Origin of the sequence: Conservatibacter flavescens (genome assembly GCF_002795425.1) — a bacterium.
GTDB classification, from domain to species: Bacteria; Pseudomonadota; Gammaproteobacteria; order Enterobacterales; family Pasteurellaceae; genus Conservatibacter; species Conservatibacter flavescens.
Genome location: NZ_PHHA01000027.1, coordinates 1 through 17310, shown reverse-complemented (window position 1 = coordinate 17310; position 17310 = coordinate 1). Strand labels below are relative to the sequence as shown.

At 41.3% G+C, this 17310-nt stretch carries 17 protein-coding genes; 9 read left to right on the top strand and 8 right to left on the bottom strand.

Annotation, left to right across the window (positions count from 1 at the left end):
* Positions 1 to 5: 5 nt before the first annotated feature.
* Positions 6 to 1040: a glycosyltransferase family 9 protein gene (locus CVP05_RS10620; protein WP_100289549.1), complete on the bottom strand. Its 1035-nt coding sequence runs from the start codon at positions 1038 to 1040 to the stop codon at positions 6 to 8.
* Positions 1041 to 1055: 15 nt separating this feature from the next.
* Positions 1056 to 1847, bottom strand: coding sequence for an outer membrane protein assembly factor BamD (bamD, locus tag CVP05_RS10615; protein ID WP_100289548.1), 792 nt, complete (start codon positions 1845 to 1847; stop codon positions 1056 to 1058).
* A 116-nt stretch (positions 1848 to 1963) separates the two neighbouring features.
* Here bamD and rluD point away from each other — a divergent pair, with 116 nt between their 5' ends.
* Entirely contained in the window at positions 1964 to 2938 is a 975-nt protein-coding gene (rluD, locus tag CVP05_RS10610) for a 23S rRNA pseudouridine(1911/1915/1917) synthase RluD (RefSeq protein WP_100289547.1), read from the top strand.
* The gene (gene pgeF / locus CVP05_RS10605; protein ID WP_100289546.1) at positions 2938 to 3678 is read left to right on the top strand and encodes a peptidoglycan editing factor PgeF; all 741 of its coding nucleotides are present in this window, start codon (positions 2938 to 2940) and stop codon (positions 3676 to 3678) included. Before rluD ends, pgeF begins: the two co-directional genes overlap by 1 nt.
* 8 nt (positions 3679 to 3686) lie before the next feature.
* On the opposite strand, the gene CVP05_RS10600 is transcribed toward pgeF, so the two are convergent.
* The 4 genes from CVP05_RS10600 to CVP05_RS10585 are packed head-to-tail and all read right to left on the bottom strand — an operon-like array spanning position 3687 to position 7483.
* Complete coding sequence (locus CVP05_RS10600; RefSeq protein ID WP_100289545.1) at positions 3687 to 4433, bottom strand: ABC transporter permease; 747 nt, start codon at positions 4431 to 4433, stop codon at positions 3687 to 3689.
* A gap of 14 nt (positions 4434 to 4447) precedes the next feature.
* Entirely contained in the window at positions 4448 to 5614 is a 1167-nt protein-coding gene (locus CVP05_RS10595) for an ABC transporter substrate-binding protein (RefSeq protein ID WP_100289544.1), read from the bottom strand.
* A 9-nt stretch (positions 5615 to 5623) separates the two neighbouring features.
* Positions 5624 to 6418: an ABC transporter ATP-binding protein gene (locus CVP05_RS10590; RefSeq protein WP_100289543.1), complete on the bottom strand. Its 795-nt coding sequence runs from the start codon at positions 6416 to 6418 to the stop codon at positions 5624 to 5626.
* Positions 6419 to 6427: 9 nt separating this feature from the next.
* A complete protein-coding gene (locus CVP05_RS10585; protein WP_100289542.1) occupies positions 6428 to 7483 on the bottom strand; it encodes an acyl-CoA dehydrogenase family protein in 1056 nt (351 codons plus the stop codon).
* A gap of 241 nt (positions 7484 to 7724) precedes the next feature.
* Here CVP05_RS10585 and clpB point away from each other — a divergent pair, with 241 nt between their 5' ends.
* The 6 genes from clpB to CVP05_RS10555 all read left to right on the top strand — a co-directional run bounded on the left by clpB (position 7725) and on the right by CVP05_RS10555 (position 15280).
* On the top strand, positions 7725 to 10295 hold the full coding sequence (gene clpB / locus CVP05_RS10580) for an ATP-dependent chaperone ClpB (RefSeq protein WP_100289541.1): 2571 nt from the start codon (positions 7725 to 7727) through the stop codon (positions 10293 to 10295).
* Positions 10296 to 10495: 200 nt separating this feature from the next.
* Positions 10496 to 11494, top strand: a complete 999-nt coding sequence (gene pdxA / locus CVP05_RS10575) for a 4-hydroxythreonine-4-phosphate dehydrogenase PdxA (protein ID WP_100289540.1) — start codon at positions 10496 to 10498, stop codon at positions 11492 to 11494.
* Positions 11495 to 11528: 34 nt separating this feature from the next.
* Entirely contained in the window at positions 11529 to 12509 is a 981-nt protein-coding gene (locus CVP05_RS10570) for a 2-keto-3-deoxygluconate permease (RefSeq protein ID WP_207761369.1), read from the top strand.
* A gap of 9 nt (positions 12510 to 12518) precedes the next feature.
* Complete coding sequence (locus CVP05_RS10565; RefSeq protein WP_100289538.1) at positions 12519 to 13742, top strand: four-carbon acid sugar kinase family protein; 1224 nt, start codon at positions 12519 to 12521, stop codon at positions 13740 to 13742.
* A gap of 54 nt (positions 13743 to 13796) precedes the next feature.
* The gene (gene dapA, locus CVP05_RS10560) at positions 13797 to 14675 is read left to right on the top strand and encodes a 4-hydroxy-tetrahydrodipicolinate synthase (RefSeq protein WP_100289537.1); all 879 of its coding nucleotides are present in this window, start codon (positions 13797 to 13799) and stop codon (positions 14673 to 14675) included.
* Positions 14676 to 14791: 116 nt separating this feature from the next.
* On the top strand, positions 14792 to 15280 hold the full coding sequence (locus tag CVP05_RS10555; RefSeq protein WP_100289536.1) for a hypothetical protein: 489 nt from the start codon (positions 14792 to 14794) through the stop codon (positions 15278 to 15280).
* Positions 15281 to 15303: 23 nt separating this feature from the next.
* Here CVP05_RS10555 and CVP05_RS10550 read toward each other — a convergent pair whose 3' ends face one another.
* Both CVP05_RS10550 and CVP05_RS10545 read right to left on the bottom strand, forming a co-directional pair.
* The gene (locus CVP05_RS10550) at positions 15304 to 15726 is read right to left on the bottom strand and encodes a hypothetical protein (RefSeq protein WP_100289535.1); all 423 of its coding nucleotides are present in this window, start codon (positions 15724 to 15726) and stop codon (positions 15304 to 15306) included.
* 8 nt (positions 15727 to 15734) lie between these two features.
* Entirely contained in the window at positions 15735 to 16772 is a 1038-nt protein-coding gene (locus CVP05_RS10545; RefSeq protein ID WP_100289534.1) for an IS1595 family transposase, read from the bottom strand.
* 147 nt (positions 16773 to 16919) lie between these two features.
* Here CVP05_RS10545 and CVP05_RS10540 point away from each other — a divergent pair, with 147 nt between their 5' ends.
* Positions 16920 to 17255, top strand: coding sequence for a helix-turn-helix domain-containing protein (locus tag CVP05_RS10540; protein ID WP_100289533.1), 336 nt, complete (start codon positions 16920 to 16922; stop codon positions 17253 to 17255).
* Positions 17256 to 17310 lie beyond the last annotated feature (55 nt).

The following is a 17310-nucleotide window of genomic DNA, read 5'->3' as shown; positions in this document are numbered from 1 at the left end:
GGAAATTAAATATTCCCCCACTGCTTCTCAATAAACGGTATAGCTTGAATTAATACTTGTTTAATATCAATAACGGTTAAATCATCATTGAGGTGTTTGTCTTGAGGTGGACAAAAAGCCAAATGGCGATGAGTAGCATTAATTGGTTGCCAGCGTAATGGGGTTGCGGAGCGTTTACTTGGGAAAAAACCAATAGTTGAACAATTTAAGGCGGCAGCCAAATGTAATGGGCCGGTCGATCCTGCAATAAATAGATCCGCACAAGCCAAACTATGTGTGAAATCCACTAACCCTTGATTTTTATCATAAATTTTGACCGCACTTTCACCCACTAATTTCGCTAATTCATGCGCTTTTTCACTTTCATTAGGGCCCGCTGTTAATATTATTTCACAATTGAATTTAGCCAAGATCTCTAAGATTAAATCGGCATATTGTTTCAATGATAAGTTATTCGCTGAGCCACCTGTACCAGCATGAACAAACACCCATTTTTTATCTAACTCTAAGTTAAGCTGTTGAGATAATAGTATTTTTTGCTTATTTACAGCTTGTTCTTCTAATACTAAATAAGGTGGTTTCGGTTCACACACGTTAAGATTATGTTTACGTAAAAATGCTCGTGCCAAATCTAAATTATATTCAAATTCAGGCTTTGCTGATTTTGAGCGCCGTTGTGTGAGACGGTGAGTATAAAGAAATTGTATGATTTTTGTCGCAGGGGCTAAACGATAGGGAATACCCGCTTTCCATACTAATAGGGCATTATAGCTATTGGAGAAAAAATTAATTGCCCCCTCAAAGCCGGCGTTTTTTATTGCTTGTAAAGTGCGGTCTTTTTCCGCAGAAGTTCCGTGCTTTCCTGCATCAATAATCACATTATCTAGATAGGGGCAAATTTCAGCCAAAGGTGCAGTGTAAGCGGGCACTAATGCGGTTAATTTTAATGTGGGATCTGATTGTTTTAACATGGCAAAAGCTGGCCATGCCAACATAAAATCCCCTAATTTATCGTTGCGTATGACCAGTATATTTTTCATGTTTCACATTTTCATTTATTGTGCTTTTGGCACGCTGAGTTCAGGCTCTTTTGGTTTTTCGATATCTGCAAACTGTTTATCTTTGTTTGCATCAATAATCCGTTGCACATCATTTGCCATTTTAGTCAGTCCCATTTCTTCGTAAGCGCGCTTCATGAGTGGCAGAGCTTGGTAGGTTTCCTGTGTATCAGAATATTGGCGTAACATGCCCTCTACTCTATTTACTACCGCGACATATGCATTACGGTCGGCATAAAACTCTGCGATTTTGAGTTCATGACGAGCTAGACGGGCTTTTAAATACGCCATGCGCGCTAATGCATCTGGCACATAGATACTATTTGGGAAATTATGTACTAAGGTCTGAAAGTTACCAAACGCGTTTAATACGGAAACCGGCTCGCGCGATGCGCGGTCAACAGAAAACAAGTTTTGCATCCAGTTTTCACCAAGCGCCGTATTGGTTAAGCCTGCCATATATAAGACATAATCTAGATTTGGGCTATTTGGATGTTGACGTAAAAAACGCTCTGCGGTGGTTAATGTTTGCGTATAATCTTGCGCTTTATAGTACGCATAAATTAAGTTTAACTGTGTTTGTTCACTATAATTGCCAAAAGGAAAACGGTTTTCAGTCGCCTCTAAGTAACGAATCGCCTGAGTATAATCGCCATCTTGTAAATATGTTTCCCCTTTATTATAGAGTTCTTGTGCTGATCCCTGCTCTACTTCCGATTTAGAATTTGAACAAGCCGAAATCGTCAACGCGGCAAGGGCAATGAACACAAAAGATTTTAATTTACGCATAAGTTTTTATTCCTATTATTTCAAAATTAGGTTTGCTTTCAAACTTGAGTTACAATAAGGGTTATTTTATAGATCATTATTAAATAAGCAAACTTATTCACGGATTATTTTTATCTATGGCGCACATAACCTTATCGGCAGAAATTCAAGCTCATCAAATAGGGCAACGTTTAGACCAAACCTTAGCCGAATTGTTCCCTGATTATTCTCGTTCACGAATTAAAACTTGGATTGAGGCGGATTTAGTACAACTTAACGGCAAAATTGCCAATGTTCCACGAGAAAAAGTCTATGGCGGTGAACAGGTGGTGATGACTGTAGACATTGAAGATGATACTCGTTTTGAACCTGAAAACCTGCCTTTAACGATTATTTATGAAGATGAACATATTTTAGTGATAAATAAACCAAAAGATTTTGTCGTGCACCCTGGTGCAGGCAATAGTAGTGGAACCGTATTAAATGCCTTATTGTATCACTACCCCGCTATCGCGGAAGTTCCTCGAGCTGGCATTGTTCATCGTCTTGATAAAGATACTACCGGCTTAATGGTGGTGGCAAAAACCATTCCAGCCCAAACTAAATTGGTCAGAGATTTGCAAAAACGTAAGATTACGCGAGAATATGAAGCTATCGCCTGTGGCATTATGACCAAAGGCGGAAAAGTGGATCAACCTATGGCACGCCACCCGACCAAGCGTACTCATATGGCTGTTCACCCTATGGGTAAACCTGCGGTAACACATTATCGTATTATGGAGCGTTTTCGGGATTATACTCGCCTGCGTTTACGCTTGGAAACCGGACGTACACATCAAATCCGGGTTCACATGGCACATATTGCCCATCCTCTGTTAGGGGATCAAACCTATGGTGGTCGCCCACGTCCACCTAAAAATGCAAGTGAGGAATTGATGAGCACTTTGCGGCATTTTCAACGCCAAGCCTTACATGCCATTATGTTGCGCCTTGAGCATCCGATTAGTGGCGAGTTAATGGAATGGCACGCACCCTTGCCCGACGATTTTGTTGATTTAGTCAATGCATTAAAAGCGGATTATCAATTACACAAAGACGAGCTAGATTATTAATGAAAACCATAACCCCCAATTGGTGCGCACCGAGCAATATTCGTGCATTTACGACAACAAGACAAGGTGGTGTCAGTCAAATACCTTTTGAAAGTTTTAACTTAGGCGATCATGTCGGTGACGATAAAAACGCGGTAAAAACAAACCGCACTTTATTAAAAGAGCGGTTTAATTTGCCAAATTTTCCATTGTATTTAACCCAAACCCACAGCACGAAAGTTATCACACTCCCCTATTCAGGAGACCAACCGGAGGCAGATGCTGTATACACGAATCAACCAAATCAGGTTTGTTTGGTCATGACTGCTGATTGTTTGCCAGTATTATTCACGAATAAGTCCGGAACAGAAGTCGCGGCAGCCCATGCTGGGTGGCGCGGATTGTGTGATGGGGTTTTAGAAAAAACAGTGGAACAATTTCGTTGTCCTCCTGAAGATATACTAGCTTGGTTTGGCCCAGCTATCGGCAAAACGGCTTTTCAGGTTGGGCGCGAAGTGGTAGAACAATTCATGGCTTTCGACTCGCAAGCCGCTCAAGCTTTTTTACGCGATCAAAGTGCGGTAGACACGGAAAAATATTTAGGTGATTTATATCTGATTGCCACCCAACGCCTTAACAAGCTTGGGATCACGGAAATCTATGGTGGAGAACACTGTACTTATGTAGAACAGGCCGACTTCTTTTCCTATCGTCGCGATGGGCAAACCGGACGTATGGCTAGCTTGATTTGGTTTGAATAGGGCGTATATTATCGCCCTAACTTACCTAATGCACAGCGAATAAGGCTATCTAAACTCCAACCTATCGCACCAATTAACACAACTGCAGCCATTAATTCAGAATAGGCCAATCGATCTCGTGTATCTAAAATAAAATAACCTAACCCCTCATTCACGCCCAGCATCTCACAAGGCACAAGCACTACCCACACAATCCCCATTGAGACACGTAATCCCGTGAGAATATGGCTACCTATCGCGGGAAATATTATTTTCCGGAATAATTCGCCGCGACTTGCTGCCATTGAGCGCCCCAATAAAATCCATTGAGAATCAATGCTTTTCACGCCTGCAGAAGTAGAAATAATTAATGACCACACTGCAGCAAATACTAACAGAAAATAGATGGGTAAATCGCCAATCCCTAATAACATCACCACAATGGGCATCCAAGATAATGGCGACACCATGCGTAATAATTGAAAAGGTGGGGTACAAAACATTTCTACTTTTTGTGAGAAGCCCAATAATAAGCCTAGCGGCACGCCAATCACTAATGCCGCGCCTAAACCAATAGCCACGCGTTTAAGACTGGCTAATACATGATGATCGATTTCATGGGAAGAAATCAAATACCATAGGCTTTCAAAGGTCTCAACAGGGGCAAGGGATTTCGCAATGGGTAATGATTGCCCTAAGAAAAAAGTTCCGATTTGCCAAGCCAATAATAGGCAAAGTAGCCCTGCTGCTCCAAAGATATAACGCTGTTTTTTCATAGCTCACTCTTTGATTAAACAGTAAAAATTTCTTGACGCTGCCAATTGTCAGCAATATTAAACAATCCTTTCCAGTTGTTTTCTGCAAGGGCATTTTTCACAAACTGCGAGGCCGTGAGATCAGTAGCAACGGTTGCCGGATTTAATTCTGTTAGAAATTGATTATTTCCGGCTAAATGGGTTTGCTGCAAAAGTTCCACCAGTTTTTGCATATAAGATTCATAAGGATAAGGCTGAAAACCGATACGTTCTTGGTGCCAATCTGGATGTTTAATCGCACCTGTTTCTACATATTTTGCCCATTGGGTATCCGTTGGCGCCAACACGTCTTCAAGTACTTTTTTATCGTGAGGTGTATAGCCGTTCCCTCGCGCCAACAGTTCAGCTGTTTTAGTCCGGTTAGCAAGGGTATAAACTTGGGCTTCAGTCAACGCATTCACGACTTTTTGGACCCATTCCGGACGATTATTAATATCGCTATCGTGCATTAATGTGACACAACAAGCATGATCTTTCCAAACATCGCCACTAAAACGCAATACTTTGCCAACACCTTTGTCCTCTGCCAGCGCATTAAACGGTTCTGCCACAATAAAACCAGCGATCCCATTACTGGCCAACGCAGCAACCATATCAGATGGCGCCATTACACTTAATCGAACCTCACCGGCTTTAGGGGCATTTTCTGTAATTTTAAGACCATTTGCTATTAACAATTGTTGCAACACAATATTGTGAATGGAATACCAAAACGGAATGGCGACAGTCTGCCCTGATAACTGAGAAATCTCTTGAATATCCGGACGCACTGTTAAAGCAGAGCCGGCTAAATGGTTCCACATTACAATTTTAACTGGAGCGTTTGAACCATATTTTGCCCACAAGCTCATAGGGGAAAGCAAATGAACCAAATTCACACTGCCACTTAAGAAAGCTTCAACCAATTGTGACCAACTACGAAACATCACCGGTTTTTCCACTTTCAAACCTTGTTTTTCATAAAGTCCCGCTGCATGCGCAACCAGTAATGGAGTCGCATCGGTAATAGGTAAATAACCAATTTTTAATGGCGCATTAGGATCGGCTTCTGCTGCTTTCGCTTGAGCTTGTAATAATGGAAAACTCCCCGCTGCGGTAAATAATGCAGCCAGTTTTAAAAAATCACGACGACGGTTATCCATAAAAACTCCTTAAATAGTATAGTCAAGTTCATCTGTATTAGTATGTGTTTGATGTTGGTTATGTTTTAGTGTTCGTAAAATATCAAGTCGTATATCATTAAGTGAAAGCAAATCTGAGCGAGGATAAGGACTCACTATTTGCCAATGTCCTATCACTTTGGCTGGCGACGTACCGCCAAGCAGCAAAATATCATCAGACACCGTTAATGCTTCATCAATATCATGGGTGATCATGACTGCTGCCGCATTGTGATAACGCACAATATCATGTAGTAATGTCTGCATTTGCGTACGAATCACAGGATCTAAGGCAGAAAACGGCTCATCTAATAAAATCACTTTCGGTTGTTTTGCTAATGCGCGGGCAAGGTTAACGCGCTGCGCCATACCTCCAGATAATTCACTCGGCATTAACTCGGCTGCATGTTGTAGCCCCACTTCTTCTAAAGCCCCGGCAACACGACGTTGAATTTCTCCCTTGCTCAACTTATCACGGCATACAAAATCCAACCCAAAAGCAACATTCGCCCGCACATTTAACCATGGCAGCAACGTAGCATTTTGGAACACAAATCCTACATCGGCATGCGGTTGGGTAATCGCCTGACCAAAAAGCGACACCGTACCAGCTAAAGGTATATCTAGCCCGGCTAAGATACGCAAAAGTGATGATTTCCCCACACCACTTGGCCCTAAAATACTGGTCAGTTTCCCCGCTTCCACTGCAAAACTGCAATCCGTTAAAACCGTATTTAAATGACCATTTTTCCGATAGCCTAAGGCAATATTATGGACATCTAACATATCTTCGCCCTATGCTGCCAATGCTAATCGTAGCTGTACTGCGCTTGGTGTCACTACAGGCAAGAACGCCCCTTCGCGCCAACGACGAATAAAACCCGAATTGTTTTGTTGTAAATAACAACGGCCTCCACTTGCCTGTAATTCCAATAACAAGCTTTGAGCAACGACATCCACAATATCAATACGAATTTGAAAAAGCGCTTTTGGGTGGGAGATAAAATAGTCTGATTGCGCTAAACCGGTGGCAAGCTGCTGTTCAAGTGCGGTCAGTTTTTCTTTTGTTTTTTGCCATTCTGAATCAAGTACATTACGACTATTATATGCTAATGATTTTTCAACCTCGTCCAAAGCACGCTCTGCTAAACCGAATGCCATTGCACATTGAAGACCTAAAAATGCGGGACGAATTTGCGCTAAATACGCGTTTGCATTCTCACTGATAATCCAATCAGGATTGAGTTCAATTTGATCTAAATCTACTGCCATTGTATTGCTGCCTTGCAATGCAACCAAAGACAATTCATGGGCAAGATGAAGCCCTTTTGCCTCTGAGGGTAATGCCAAAACCATCGGCGCTTTGCCCTCAACTGATGCCGCAAAAATCAACGCAAATTTATCAGAACGTAAATTAGTTACCCAAGGTAAACGCCCTTTCAAAAAGCGCTTGCCATTTTCTTCATAAACGGATACTTGTAATTCTTCTACGCCGGATAAAAATTTCATCGCATTAGATAAACCCGTCCCTCCTGCGCGCTCCCCCGTTAACAAATCGTCTAGCCATAGTTGACGAGGCGCGGGGTTGTCAGTCGCAATTAAATTTTGAATAAGTGTATGATGTCCCCATGAAATAAACGCAGCGGTTAGGGAATAATGTGCAATCTCTCTAATAGTATCTATCGCTTGTTGAATGCCGTCGCCATACCCGCCTAGCGCTTCCGGTACACCATGACGAAACACGCCTACTTGAGCTAATTGACGTAACAACGCATCGGCATGCTCATTTGATTGATCCAAACTGTCCGCATGTGTTGTTAACCAGTCTATGAGTGTTGTTGGTAATCCCATATTACTCTTCTCCAAATCAATAAATTATTCACAGATGAAACCATACTAGAGAAAATGGGCTAAGTTTTGAAATAAATAAAAGGCTTAATATATAGTTTATTGTTCTAAGCTTGATATTGACCGCCATTTTTCTCAACCGCTTTTCCGAATTATGTTAAATAAAATAATTTATCCCCCTTGAAACTGTTTATAAATCCCCCATTTAATCTTCGTGAACGAAGACATGTTCTTAGGAGGATTTATGAATATTGAAAAATTTACAACTAAGTTCCAACAAGCCTTAAGCGAAGCGCAATCCTTGGCCTTAGGAAAAGATAACCAATTTATTGAACCTGTGCATATTTTAACGGCACTACTCAACCAAGACGGAGGTTCCGTTGCGCCGATTTTAGTTACAAGTGGCGTAAATATGGCATTACTGCGACAAGAATTAACGGCAGAATTAGCCAAATTACCCCAAGTCTCTGGCAACGGTGGTGATGTGCAGTTATCCCGTCAAACCGTGAATTTGCTCAACTTGTGTGACAAAATTGCGCAACAGCGACAAGATAAATTTATTTCGTCAGAGCTTTTTTTGTTAGCTGCCTTAGACGAAAAAAACGCTTTGGGCAAATTACTGGAAAAGTGCGGTGTAAAAAAAGAAAATTTATTACGTGCCATTGAGCAGGTACGAGGAGGACAGAACGTGAACGATCAAAATGCCGAAGAAAACAGACAAGCTCTTGAAAAATATACGATTGATTTAACTGCTAGAGCAGAAAGCGGTAAACTTGATCCGGTCATCGGACGTGATGAAGAAATTCGCCGAGCAATCCAAGTATTACAGCGCCGCACCAAAAATAATCCGGTATTAATCGGTGAACCTGGTGTGGGGAAAACAGCCATTGTGGAAGGTTTGGCACAGCGCATTGTAAATGGTGAAGTCCCAGAAGGACTAAAAAATAAACGAGTTTTATCATTAGATATGGGCGCATTAATTGCCGGTGCGAAATATCGTGGCGAATTTGAAGAACGCTTGAAAGCCGTCTTAAACGAACTTGCCAAAGAAGAAGGCCGTGTGATTTTGTTTATTGACGAAATTCATACTATGGTCGGCGCGGGGAAAACAGATGGTGCAATGGATGCGGGCAACTTGTTAAAACCGAGTTTAGCTCGAGGCGAGCTGCACTGTGTAGGCGCAACTACCCTAGACGAATACCGCCAATATATTGAAAAAGATGCGGCATTAGAACGCCGTTTCCAAAAAGTCTTTGTTGGCGAACCAAGTGTGGAAGATACTATTGCGATTTTGCGTGGTTTGAAAGAACGTTATGAAATTCACCACCATGTACAAATTACTGACCCTGCTATTGTGGCCGCCGCAACCCTGTCTCATCGCTATATCAGCGATCGTCAGTTGCCGGATAAAGCCATTGATTTAATTGATGAAGCGGCGAGTTCTATTCGTATGGAAATTGATTCCAAACCGCAACCACTCGATCGCCTAGAGCGCCGTATCATTCAATTAAAACTGGAACAACAAGCGTTGAAAAAAGAAGAAGACGAAGCCAGTCGTAAGCGTTTAGATATGTTGGAAAAAGAACTGGCAGATAAAGAGCGTGAATATGCCGAATTGGAAGAAGTATGGAAAAGTGAAAAAGCGGCCCTTTCCGGCACACAGCACATTAAAGCAGAGTTAGAAAATGCGAGAACTCAAATGGAGCAAGCACGCCGTGCTGGTGATTTAAACCGTATGTCTGAATTACAATACGGTGTCATTCCTGAGTTAGAAAAGCAACTTCAACAAGCTGAAGCGAGTGAGGGGAAAGAAATGACCTTACTACGCTATCGAGTGACAGATGAGGAAATCGCTGAAGTCCTTTCCCGTGCGACCGGTATTCCCGTTGCCAAAATGATGGAAGGTGAAAAAGAAAAATTACTCCGAATGGAAGAGGTATTGCATAAACGTGTCGTTGGACAATCCGAAGCCGTAGAAGCGGTAGCAAACGCGATTCGCCGTAGCCGCGCGGGACTTTCCGATCCGAACCGCCCAATTGGTTCATTCCTATTTTTAGGGCCGACAGGGGTCGGGAAAACCGAGCTTTGCAAAACCCTCGCTGGCTTTATGTTTGATGATGAAACCGCGATGGTACGCATTGATATGTCGGAATTTATGGAAAAACACAGTGTTTCTCGCTTAGTCGGCGCGCCTCCGGGCTATGTAGGCTATGAAGAGGGCGGCTATTTAACAGAAGCGGTACGCCGTCGCCCTTATTCTGTCATCTTGCTAGATGAAGTGGAAAAAGCTCACAGCGATGTGTTTAATATCTTACTCCAAGTACTTGATGATGGACGTTTAACCGATGGACAAGGCAGAACCGTAGATTTCCGTAATACTGTTGTGATTATGACATCTAATTTAGGATCGGATCTGATTCAGGGCGAGACCAACGAAAGTTATGGTGAAATGAAGCAACTGGTCATGAGTGTGGTCAGCCAACATTTCCGACCGGAATTTATCAACCGTATTGACGAAACAGTTGTGTTCCACCCGTTAGGCAAAGCCAATATCAAAGCTATTGCGGAAATTCAGTTAGCTCGCTTGGTTAAACGCATGGAAACTCACGGCTACCATATTCAATTTAGTGAAAAAGCAATGGATTTCATTGCTGAAGTGGGATACGACCCAATTTACGGTGCAAGACCGCTAAAACGGGCTATTCAAAACGAAATAGAAAACCCACTTGCACAACAAATTTTATCGGGTCAGTTATTACCGGAAAAATTAGTTACTGTTGATTATGTTGATGGCAAGATCGTAGCAAATCAATAAAAAACGAAAAAAACAACCGCACTTTGACTTTAATAAAAGCCGAGTGCGGTTTTTTTACGCCCTCAAGAGATTTATTTTAATCAAAATGAATAATAAAAATCAAAACTGTGATCTTGCGCACGGTTTTTTATTTTTTTAATGGTATTATCATGATTAATTAATTTTAACTTGATTTATTTCAATCATTCTCGGAGGGGGAAATGAGTTTAGTATTAGCAATAACGATGGGTGATGCGGCAGGTATTGGGGCTGAAGTAATTATCAAGGCGCTTGAAGATCAGCGGATTTATGAATTAACTCGCCCTGTCGTCATTGGCGATAAGAAAATCTTAGAACGTGCATTACCGATTGTGAAATCACAGCTGAAATTACGCGTGATTAATGACGTGGAAGAAGCAAAAAGCGAATTTGGCGTGGTTGATGTGATCGATTTAGATAATGTGCCAGCAGATTTGCCGTTTTCACAAGTGTCTCCAATTGCGGGTAAAGCAGCGTATGAATACATTGAAAAAGCAGTGGAATTAGCACAAGCCGGCAAAATTCAGGCTATTGTGACTGCCCCGCTTAATAAAGAAGCCTTGCACGCCGGGGGAAAAATGTTCCCGGGCCATACGGAAATTCTCGCCACACTCAGCAACACTAAAGACTATTCCATGATGTTGGTGAGTCCGAAACTTAATGTAATCCATGTCACCACTCACGTGCAATTACGCAAAGCCTGTGATTTAGTTACCAAAGAACGTGTCGCAACGGTGATCGACCTTGCCTATGAAAATGCTCAAATGCTTGGTTTTAAAGCACCGAGAATTGCGGTCGCAGGATTAAATCCGCATTCTGGGGAAAACGGTATGTTTGGTGATGAAGATGAAAAAGAAATCGTCCCAGCAATTCAAAGTGCGCAAGCTAAAGGTTGGAATGTCACAGGCCCTGTGCCGCCGGATACGTTATTCCACCGCGCGGCCAATCTTGACGAATTCGATATGGTGGTGGTGATGTATCACGATCAAGGGCATATTCCTATCAAATTGCTAGGTTTTGATACAGGGGTGAATGTCACAGTAGGTCTGCCGTTTATCCGCACTTCAGTCGATCACGGAACCGCTTTCCCCATCGCCGGTAAAGGTGTTGCGGACAGTCGCAGTATGACAGAAGCGTTATATCTTGCAGCAAAGATGGCTCGTCAAAAATATCATGATTAAATTTAATCATCCACTAGATTAGGAGATTCTCATGATGACATATGAATCTGAAAAATCCCTTGTACCTTTATATGATGGCATGAATAAAGTTCCAGGTGGTGCAATGGTGATCCCATTAGTACTGGGCTCTTTAGTTGGCACATTTTTTCCTGAATTTCTAAATTTGGGTTCGTTCACAACGGCCTTATTTAAATCGTCTGCCGGCCCACTTATTGCATTATTAATTTTTTCAACCGGTATGCAAATTACTGTGCGAAGTTCAGGGCCGGTATTAGGTCATACCGCCGTAGTCCTGATTTTTAAAACCTTAATACCGGCCGCATTAATTACCTTATTAGGACTATTTGTTGGAAATGACGGATTTTGGGGAATTTCATTGCTTGCTATGTTGACTGTTGTGGCTAATTCCAACGGTGGCATTTGGTTAGCGTTTACGGGGAAATATGGTGATTATCGTGATCGTGGTGCATATATTGCCTCCGCAGTTAATGATGGTCCATTCTTTGTATTACTTTTTTTAGGTGCTTCCGGCTTGGCAGATATTCCCGTTTCCTTAATGATTGCCGCTGTTATTCCTTTGTTAGTCGGTATGCTTGTGGGAAATTTGGATCCGAAATGGACAAATTTAATGAAACCCACAGGGGCAATTGTGATTCCTTTCTTCGCCTTTGCGCTTGGTACAGGTATTAATTTACATTCAATTGTGACAGGCGGAGCCACAGGAATTGTGCTTGGCATTATTGCTTCACTGTTAACCGGGCTATTTGTTTTCATCGGCTATAAAACCATTTTAAAACGCGGTAATCAATCAGGCATTGGTTTTGCCGCAGGTACAACCGCAGGCAATGCCATTATTACCCCTGAAATTGTTGCTCAAGCCGACCCCACCTTTGCACCATTTGTACAAACGGCTACAGCACAAATTGCAGCGGCTGTACTGGTATCTGCGATTATCGCACCACTGATGGCCGCTTGGGTGTTGAAAAAACAGGGCGGTTTAGTGAGTGAAAGTTAGGAGTTGATTATGAAAAAAGAAAGTTTATTCGTTATTGCTGATGATTTAACCGGAGCAAATGATACCGGCATTATGTTTGCAGAAGCTGGTTTTTCAACAATTTTGAAAATGGATTTGGCCTCTTTGAATACCATGAATTTAGATTCCGCTGAAGTATTCAGCATATCCACAAATTCAAGAGCCATCGGAGAACAGGCGGCAGAAGCCACACAACAAGTTGTTTCAGTGGCAATAAAAAACGGAATTAATCAGATTTATTTAAAAATTGATTCCACTATGCGTGGCTCAGTACGCTACCAAATTCAAGGCGCACTGCAAGCATGGACTAACAAATATCCAAATGCAAAGGCCATTATTTGTTGTGCCTATCCCGATATGGGACGGACCATTGAAAATGGTCATCTCTTAGTTAATGGTGTGCCAGTAGAGCAAACGGCTTCCGGACAGGATGCGATTTGTCCAGTTTTATCATCATCAATGCAAGTCCTATTACCCGATGCGGAATTATTAGCTTGCTCAACTGAAGATGAGCTACATGCTCAAATTATGGCATCAGATAAACAACAATTTGTTATTGATGCAAAAACATCTGCGGATCTCAATATAATTGCCAATGTGATTAATCAACTGGGTCATATGGCGATTCCTGTAGGTTCTGCCGGTTTAGCAGAAAAGCTTAAAACCCCTCCTGAGTTATCAAAAAAGAAAGCGAACATTCCATTAGGCCGTTCACTGATTTTAGTCAGCTCGATTCACGAAGTCAGCCAAAATCAAGTGGATAAATATATTGCCTCCTTGGGCGGAAAATCCATTGTATTCAATCCAGCACCGGCGCAATTATTAAATCATTCTGTATCCAATGAAGCATTAAAACAGCAATTAAATGCATTGATTGAAAGCAGTTCGGAGAATGTCATTATTCGAGCTAACCCGACAAAATACCATTCATCGGAAAGTATTCATTCGGTGGCGAAAAAAATAGCAGAGTATCTCTCCGAATTGGGTTTGTATTGCCTGACAAAACAAAAATTTGACTCAATTATCCTTTTTGGTGGGGATGGGGCAGCAGCACTATTGAAAAAAATGCACGTGTCCGAATTGGAATTAGTCTATGCATTATTTCCAGGTGTCCCCCTATGCCGAATCAATGACGGATTATATAAAGGTATACACATAGTAACAAAATCGGGTGGCTTCGGTTCACTTGATTTACTCACCGATATGATGAAGTAAAACGCTTATATCTTATTCCAATGGCTGAATGTTGAGATGAAAGGAGAAAGACAAATGTTTAAACCTGAAGGAATTATTACACCGGTTTTAACCGCACTTGATGAAAACGAAAAATTTAATCCGAGTGCCTATCGTGATTTTATTAATTATCTGATTGGCGCTGGTGTACATGGCATTTTTGCATTAGGCACAAACGGAGAATTTTACGGTTTCAATCAGCAAGAGAAACTGGAAATTATCAAAGAAACCGTGAAAATCGTTAACGGTCGTGTACCGGTTTATGCCGGTACCGGCTGCATTACCACCAAAGAAACCGTAGCGTTTTCCAAACAAATGCAAGATCTCGGTGTGGACGTACTTTCTGTGATTTCACCGTATTTTGTACAAGTCTCACAAGATGATATTTATCGCCACTTCAGCGAAGTGGCACAAGCGGTAGATTTGCCGACTTTAATGTACAACATTCCGGCAAGAACCGGTAACAACATTGATTTCACCACGGTGAAAAAATTAGCCCAATACAGCAATATCGTGGGTGTAAAAGACAGCAGCGGTAATTTCGATAACACCTTGAAATACATTGAAAATACCGACCCACGCTTAAGCGTTATGGCCGGTAATGATTCATTGATTTTATGGACATTGCTTGCCGGCGGTACAGGGGCGATCAGTGGTTGTTCCAACGTCTTTCCTGAATTAATGGTGGAAATTTATAACCAATGGAAAAAAGGCGATTTTGAAAAAGCCAATGCGGCACAGAAAAAAATCCGTGCCTTCCGTAACGTCATGGCGAAAGGCAATCCGAATTCGGTGGTAAAACGCGCGGCACAATTACGCGGGCATTTAGTTGGTAATGCGAAAGAGCCGTCAAACTGTGCGAATAATCCGGCGATTGATCAGGCGTTATTGGACGTGTTTGAGTATTACAAATAAGCAGAAAAAGTGCGGTGAATTTTGACAAAATTTCGGTATTATGTAGCAGTTGCACAAAGATTAAAAGCACTAAATAACTTAAAATCCCCAATACAAATAGTATGGGGATTTTTTATATGTCTGAACAAGGGTTGATTACACAATTAAAGAAAGAAATAGAAAGTGCTTATAAAGAAAAAGCCTACCTTTATCGGCAAATAGATGAATTACATAGTAAAATCGCTCAAATAGACGAAAAAATAAGCGTATATGAAAAAACAATGGAATATATCGATCCAACGATTACACTTAATAAAACGCCCATCCTTGCCAAACCTAGATCATTTAGAACAAGTATTCAAAAATTAGTAAGCCAAGTCTTTAAGGCAAATATAGAGCGGTGGTGGATGTTAGATGAATTAACTATTGAGATGCTTAAAATTGATAGGTGTATTTCCGTCGTTAATGTTGAGTTACTTACCCCTAAAATTTGTTTAGCGGTATATAATGTGTTACGCAAATTAAGAGCAAAAAATATGGTTGAGCAAAAGCTACTTCCTTTGCAAGGGCAAGTTGAACATTTTGGATACATTAAGCATTCAGCTTGGCGGCTTAAACAGATTTAAGTTTCCATCTCACTTTTATATTGCTATTTTTGTTTCCATTGCCAATAAACTTCTCGACGGCTAATTTGAGTTCTTATTATCCAACCACGTTGATAGAACTCATTGAGCTGTTTGCGAACGGAATCAAGATGCTTTTCAGATGGCGTACTATCGTTTTGTTCAATATTAAAAATTCGCTGAGTAAGTTCGCTGATAGTAAAGTCTTTGGTAGGGTTATCTCGCATAATTTGCAAGATATACTTACGAACTTTCCCCTTAAAGAGCTTGTATCTGCGGCGGTAGGTAAAATTTTCTGTATTATAGAGTATAATATCTTCTTCATTTTCACAAAGTGCTATCGCACGCTGTAATGCACCAATTTTAGAATCAAGTAAAGCGAGATGGTGTAATACTTGTTTACGTTCAAATTCCAATTCTTTCAATTTCTTATCTAAGGTATAAGCCATCATTTCCCCTACTGCCAAATCACTTCTTGATGGATGATTTTCCGCTGCCAATAACCGCACCATTCGTTTTGTTCGTTACTTGTTTCAAGGCATTTGCCGAGAATATCTCGAAACTGCCAACCATTATCTTTGCGACGATTATCTTCACGGTAAGCGATTTCATTGGCATAGTTGAGTAAATAGGTATTGCTCATTTTGTGAATGTGTCCGTAATACATGCGTTTAAAACGAGCGAAAAAGGATTCGGCTTGATTATTGGTTACGCCCAAACGACTACGATATTCATCTTTGTGATTGACGGTGCGTAGGTCATAATTTATCAGTAAGCTGTCGTAGGCGGTGCTTTCGTCCGTATTGATACGGCTGTTTTTCTCAATGTAAGCGTGAGCAAAATTTTTCACCACAGACTGCGTTTCAGAGTGGGCAACAAATACCAGCGAGCGTTTTGCTCCAAGATGAAGTGGATTTTCCGCTTTCTCATTCGCAGAAAAATGCTCACGAGCCACTATCACACAACGTTTGTTTGGGTTCTGATTTTCTTTCAAGCGATAATCAATACGGTCGGCTTTCTTATTTGCCTTACGAGGTGCAGGGTGAACGTAAGTGCCGTCCATATCTACTTCACCTGAAAGTGGTTGCATATCACGATGTTCAAGCATGGCTTTGCGTAGTTTGTGGCAAATGACAAATGCCGTGCGATAGTTGATTTTCGCATCACGAGAGATTTCTAGGGCTGATACGCCCTTAACCGCATTCACAAAGCGAATCAAAATATATAGGTAAGTTTTCAACGGTAACTTGTGATTAGCAAAAATTGTGCCTGATGTTACTGAAAAAGTGTGATGACAGTGCTTACAACGCCACTGCTTGCGCGAGGAAATGAAATAGGCTTTATGCTGCACACCACATTTCGGGCATACCACATTCTCTTTACCTCCCCAGTGAGCTTCGCACATAAGGTCAAACGCATCTTCTTCCGAGATATTCGCTATCTCAAAAGCAGAAAGCGTTTTGGCTTTCGGGGTGAGAAGGAAGTGCTGTGCCATAATGTTTCAGCGTTCAGAGTTGTTCCATTAAATTATTTAAATTCTTATTACAAATACGCTCAAATGCGATACAATAAAAACCGTTAAATGCAAATATACGCTCATTTGCGTTATTTGTCAATCTAAAAATGATTTTGGAATGTTCAAATGCGTATATCAGAAAGATTGAAACTCGTTTGTGAGTCTAAAAATTGGAAAATTAAAGAGTTTGCTAAACTCACAGGATTGCCCTACCGAACAATGCAGGGTTATGTTGGTGGCGAACGTGAACCGAATGCCGAAGGGATGGCCGCAATTGCTAAAGCGGGGGTAAACCTAAATTGGTTAGTAAGTGGTGAAGGTGAAATGTTCAAAGAAATCGAACAACAAGCCAACTTTAACCAAACAGAAATTGAGCTACTCAATAACTATCGAGCAATGTCGAATGAATTACAGAAAGCGGTAGAAGTGTCGTTTAAAGCAATTAATACAGAATTGAAATAATACTTGACAAGTAAAAGGAAAACCCAATGCTAATACAAGCCTACAAGCCTACAAG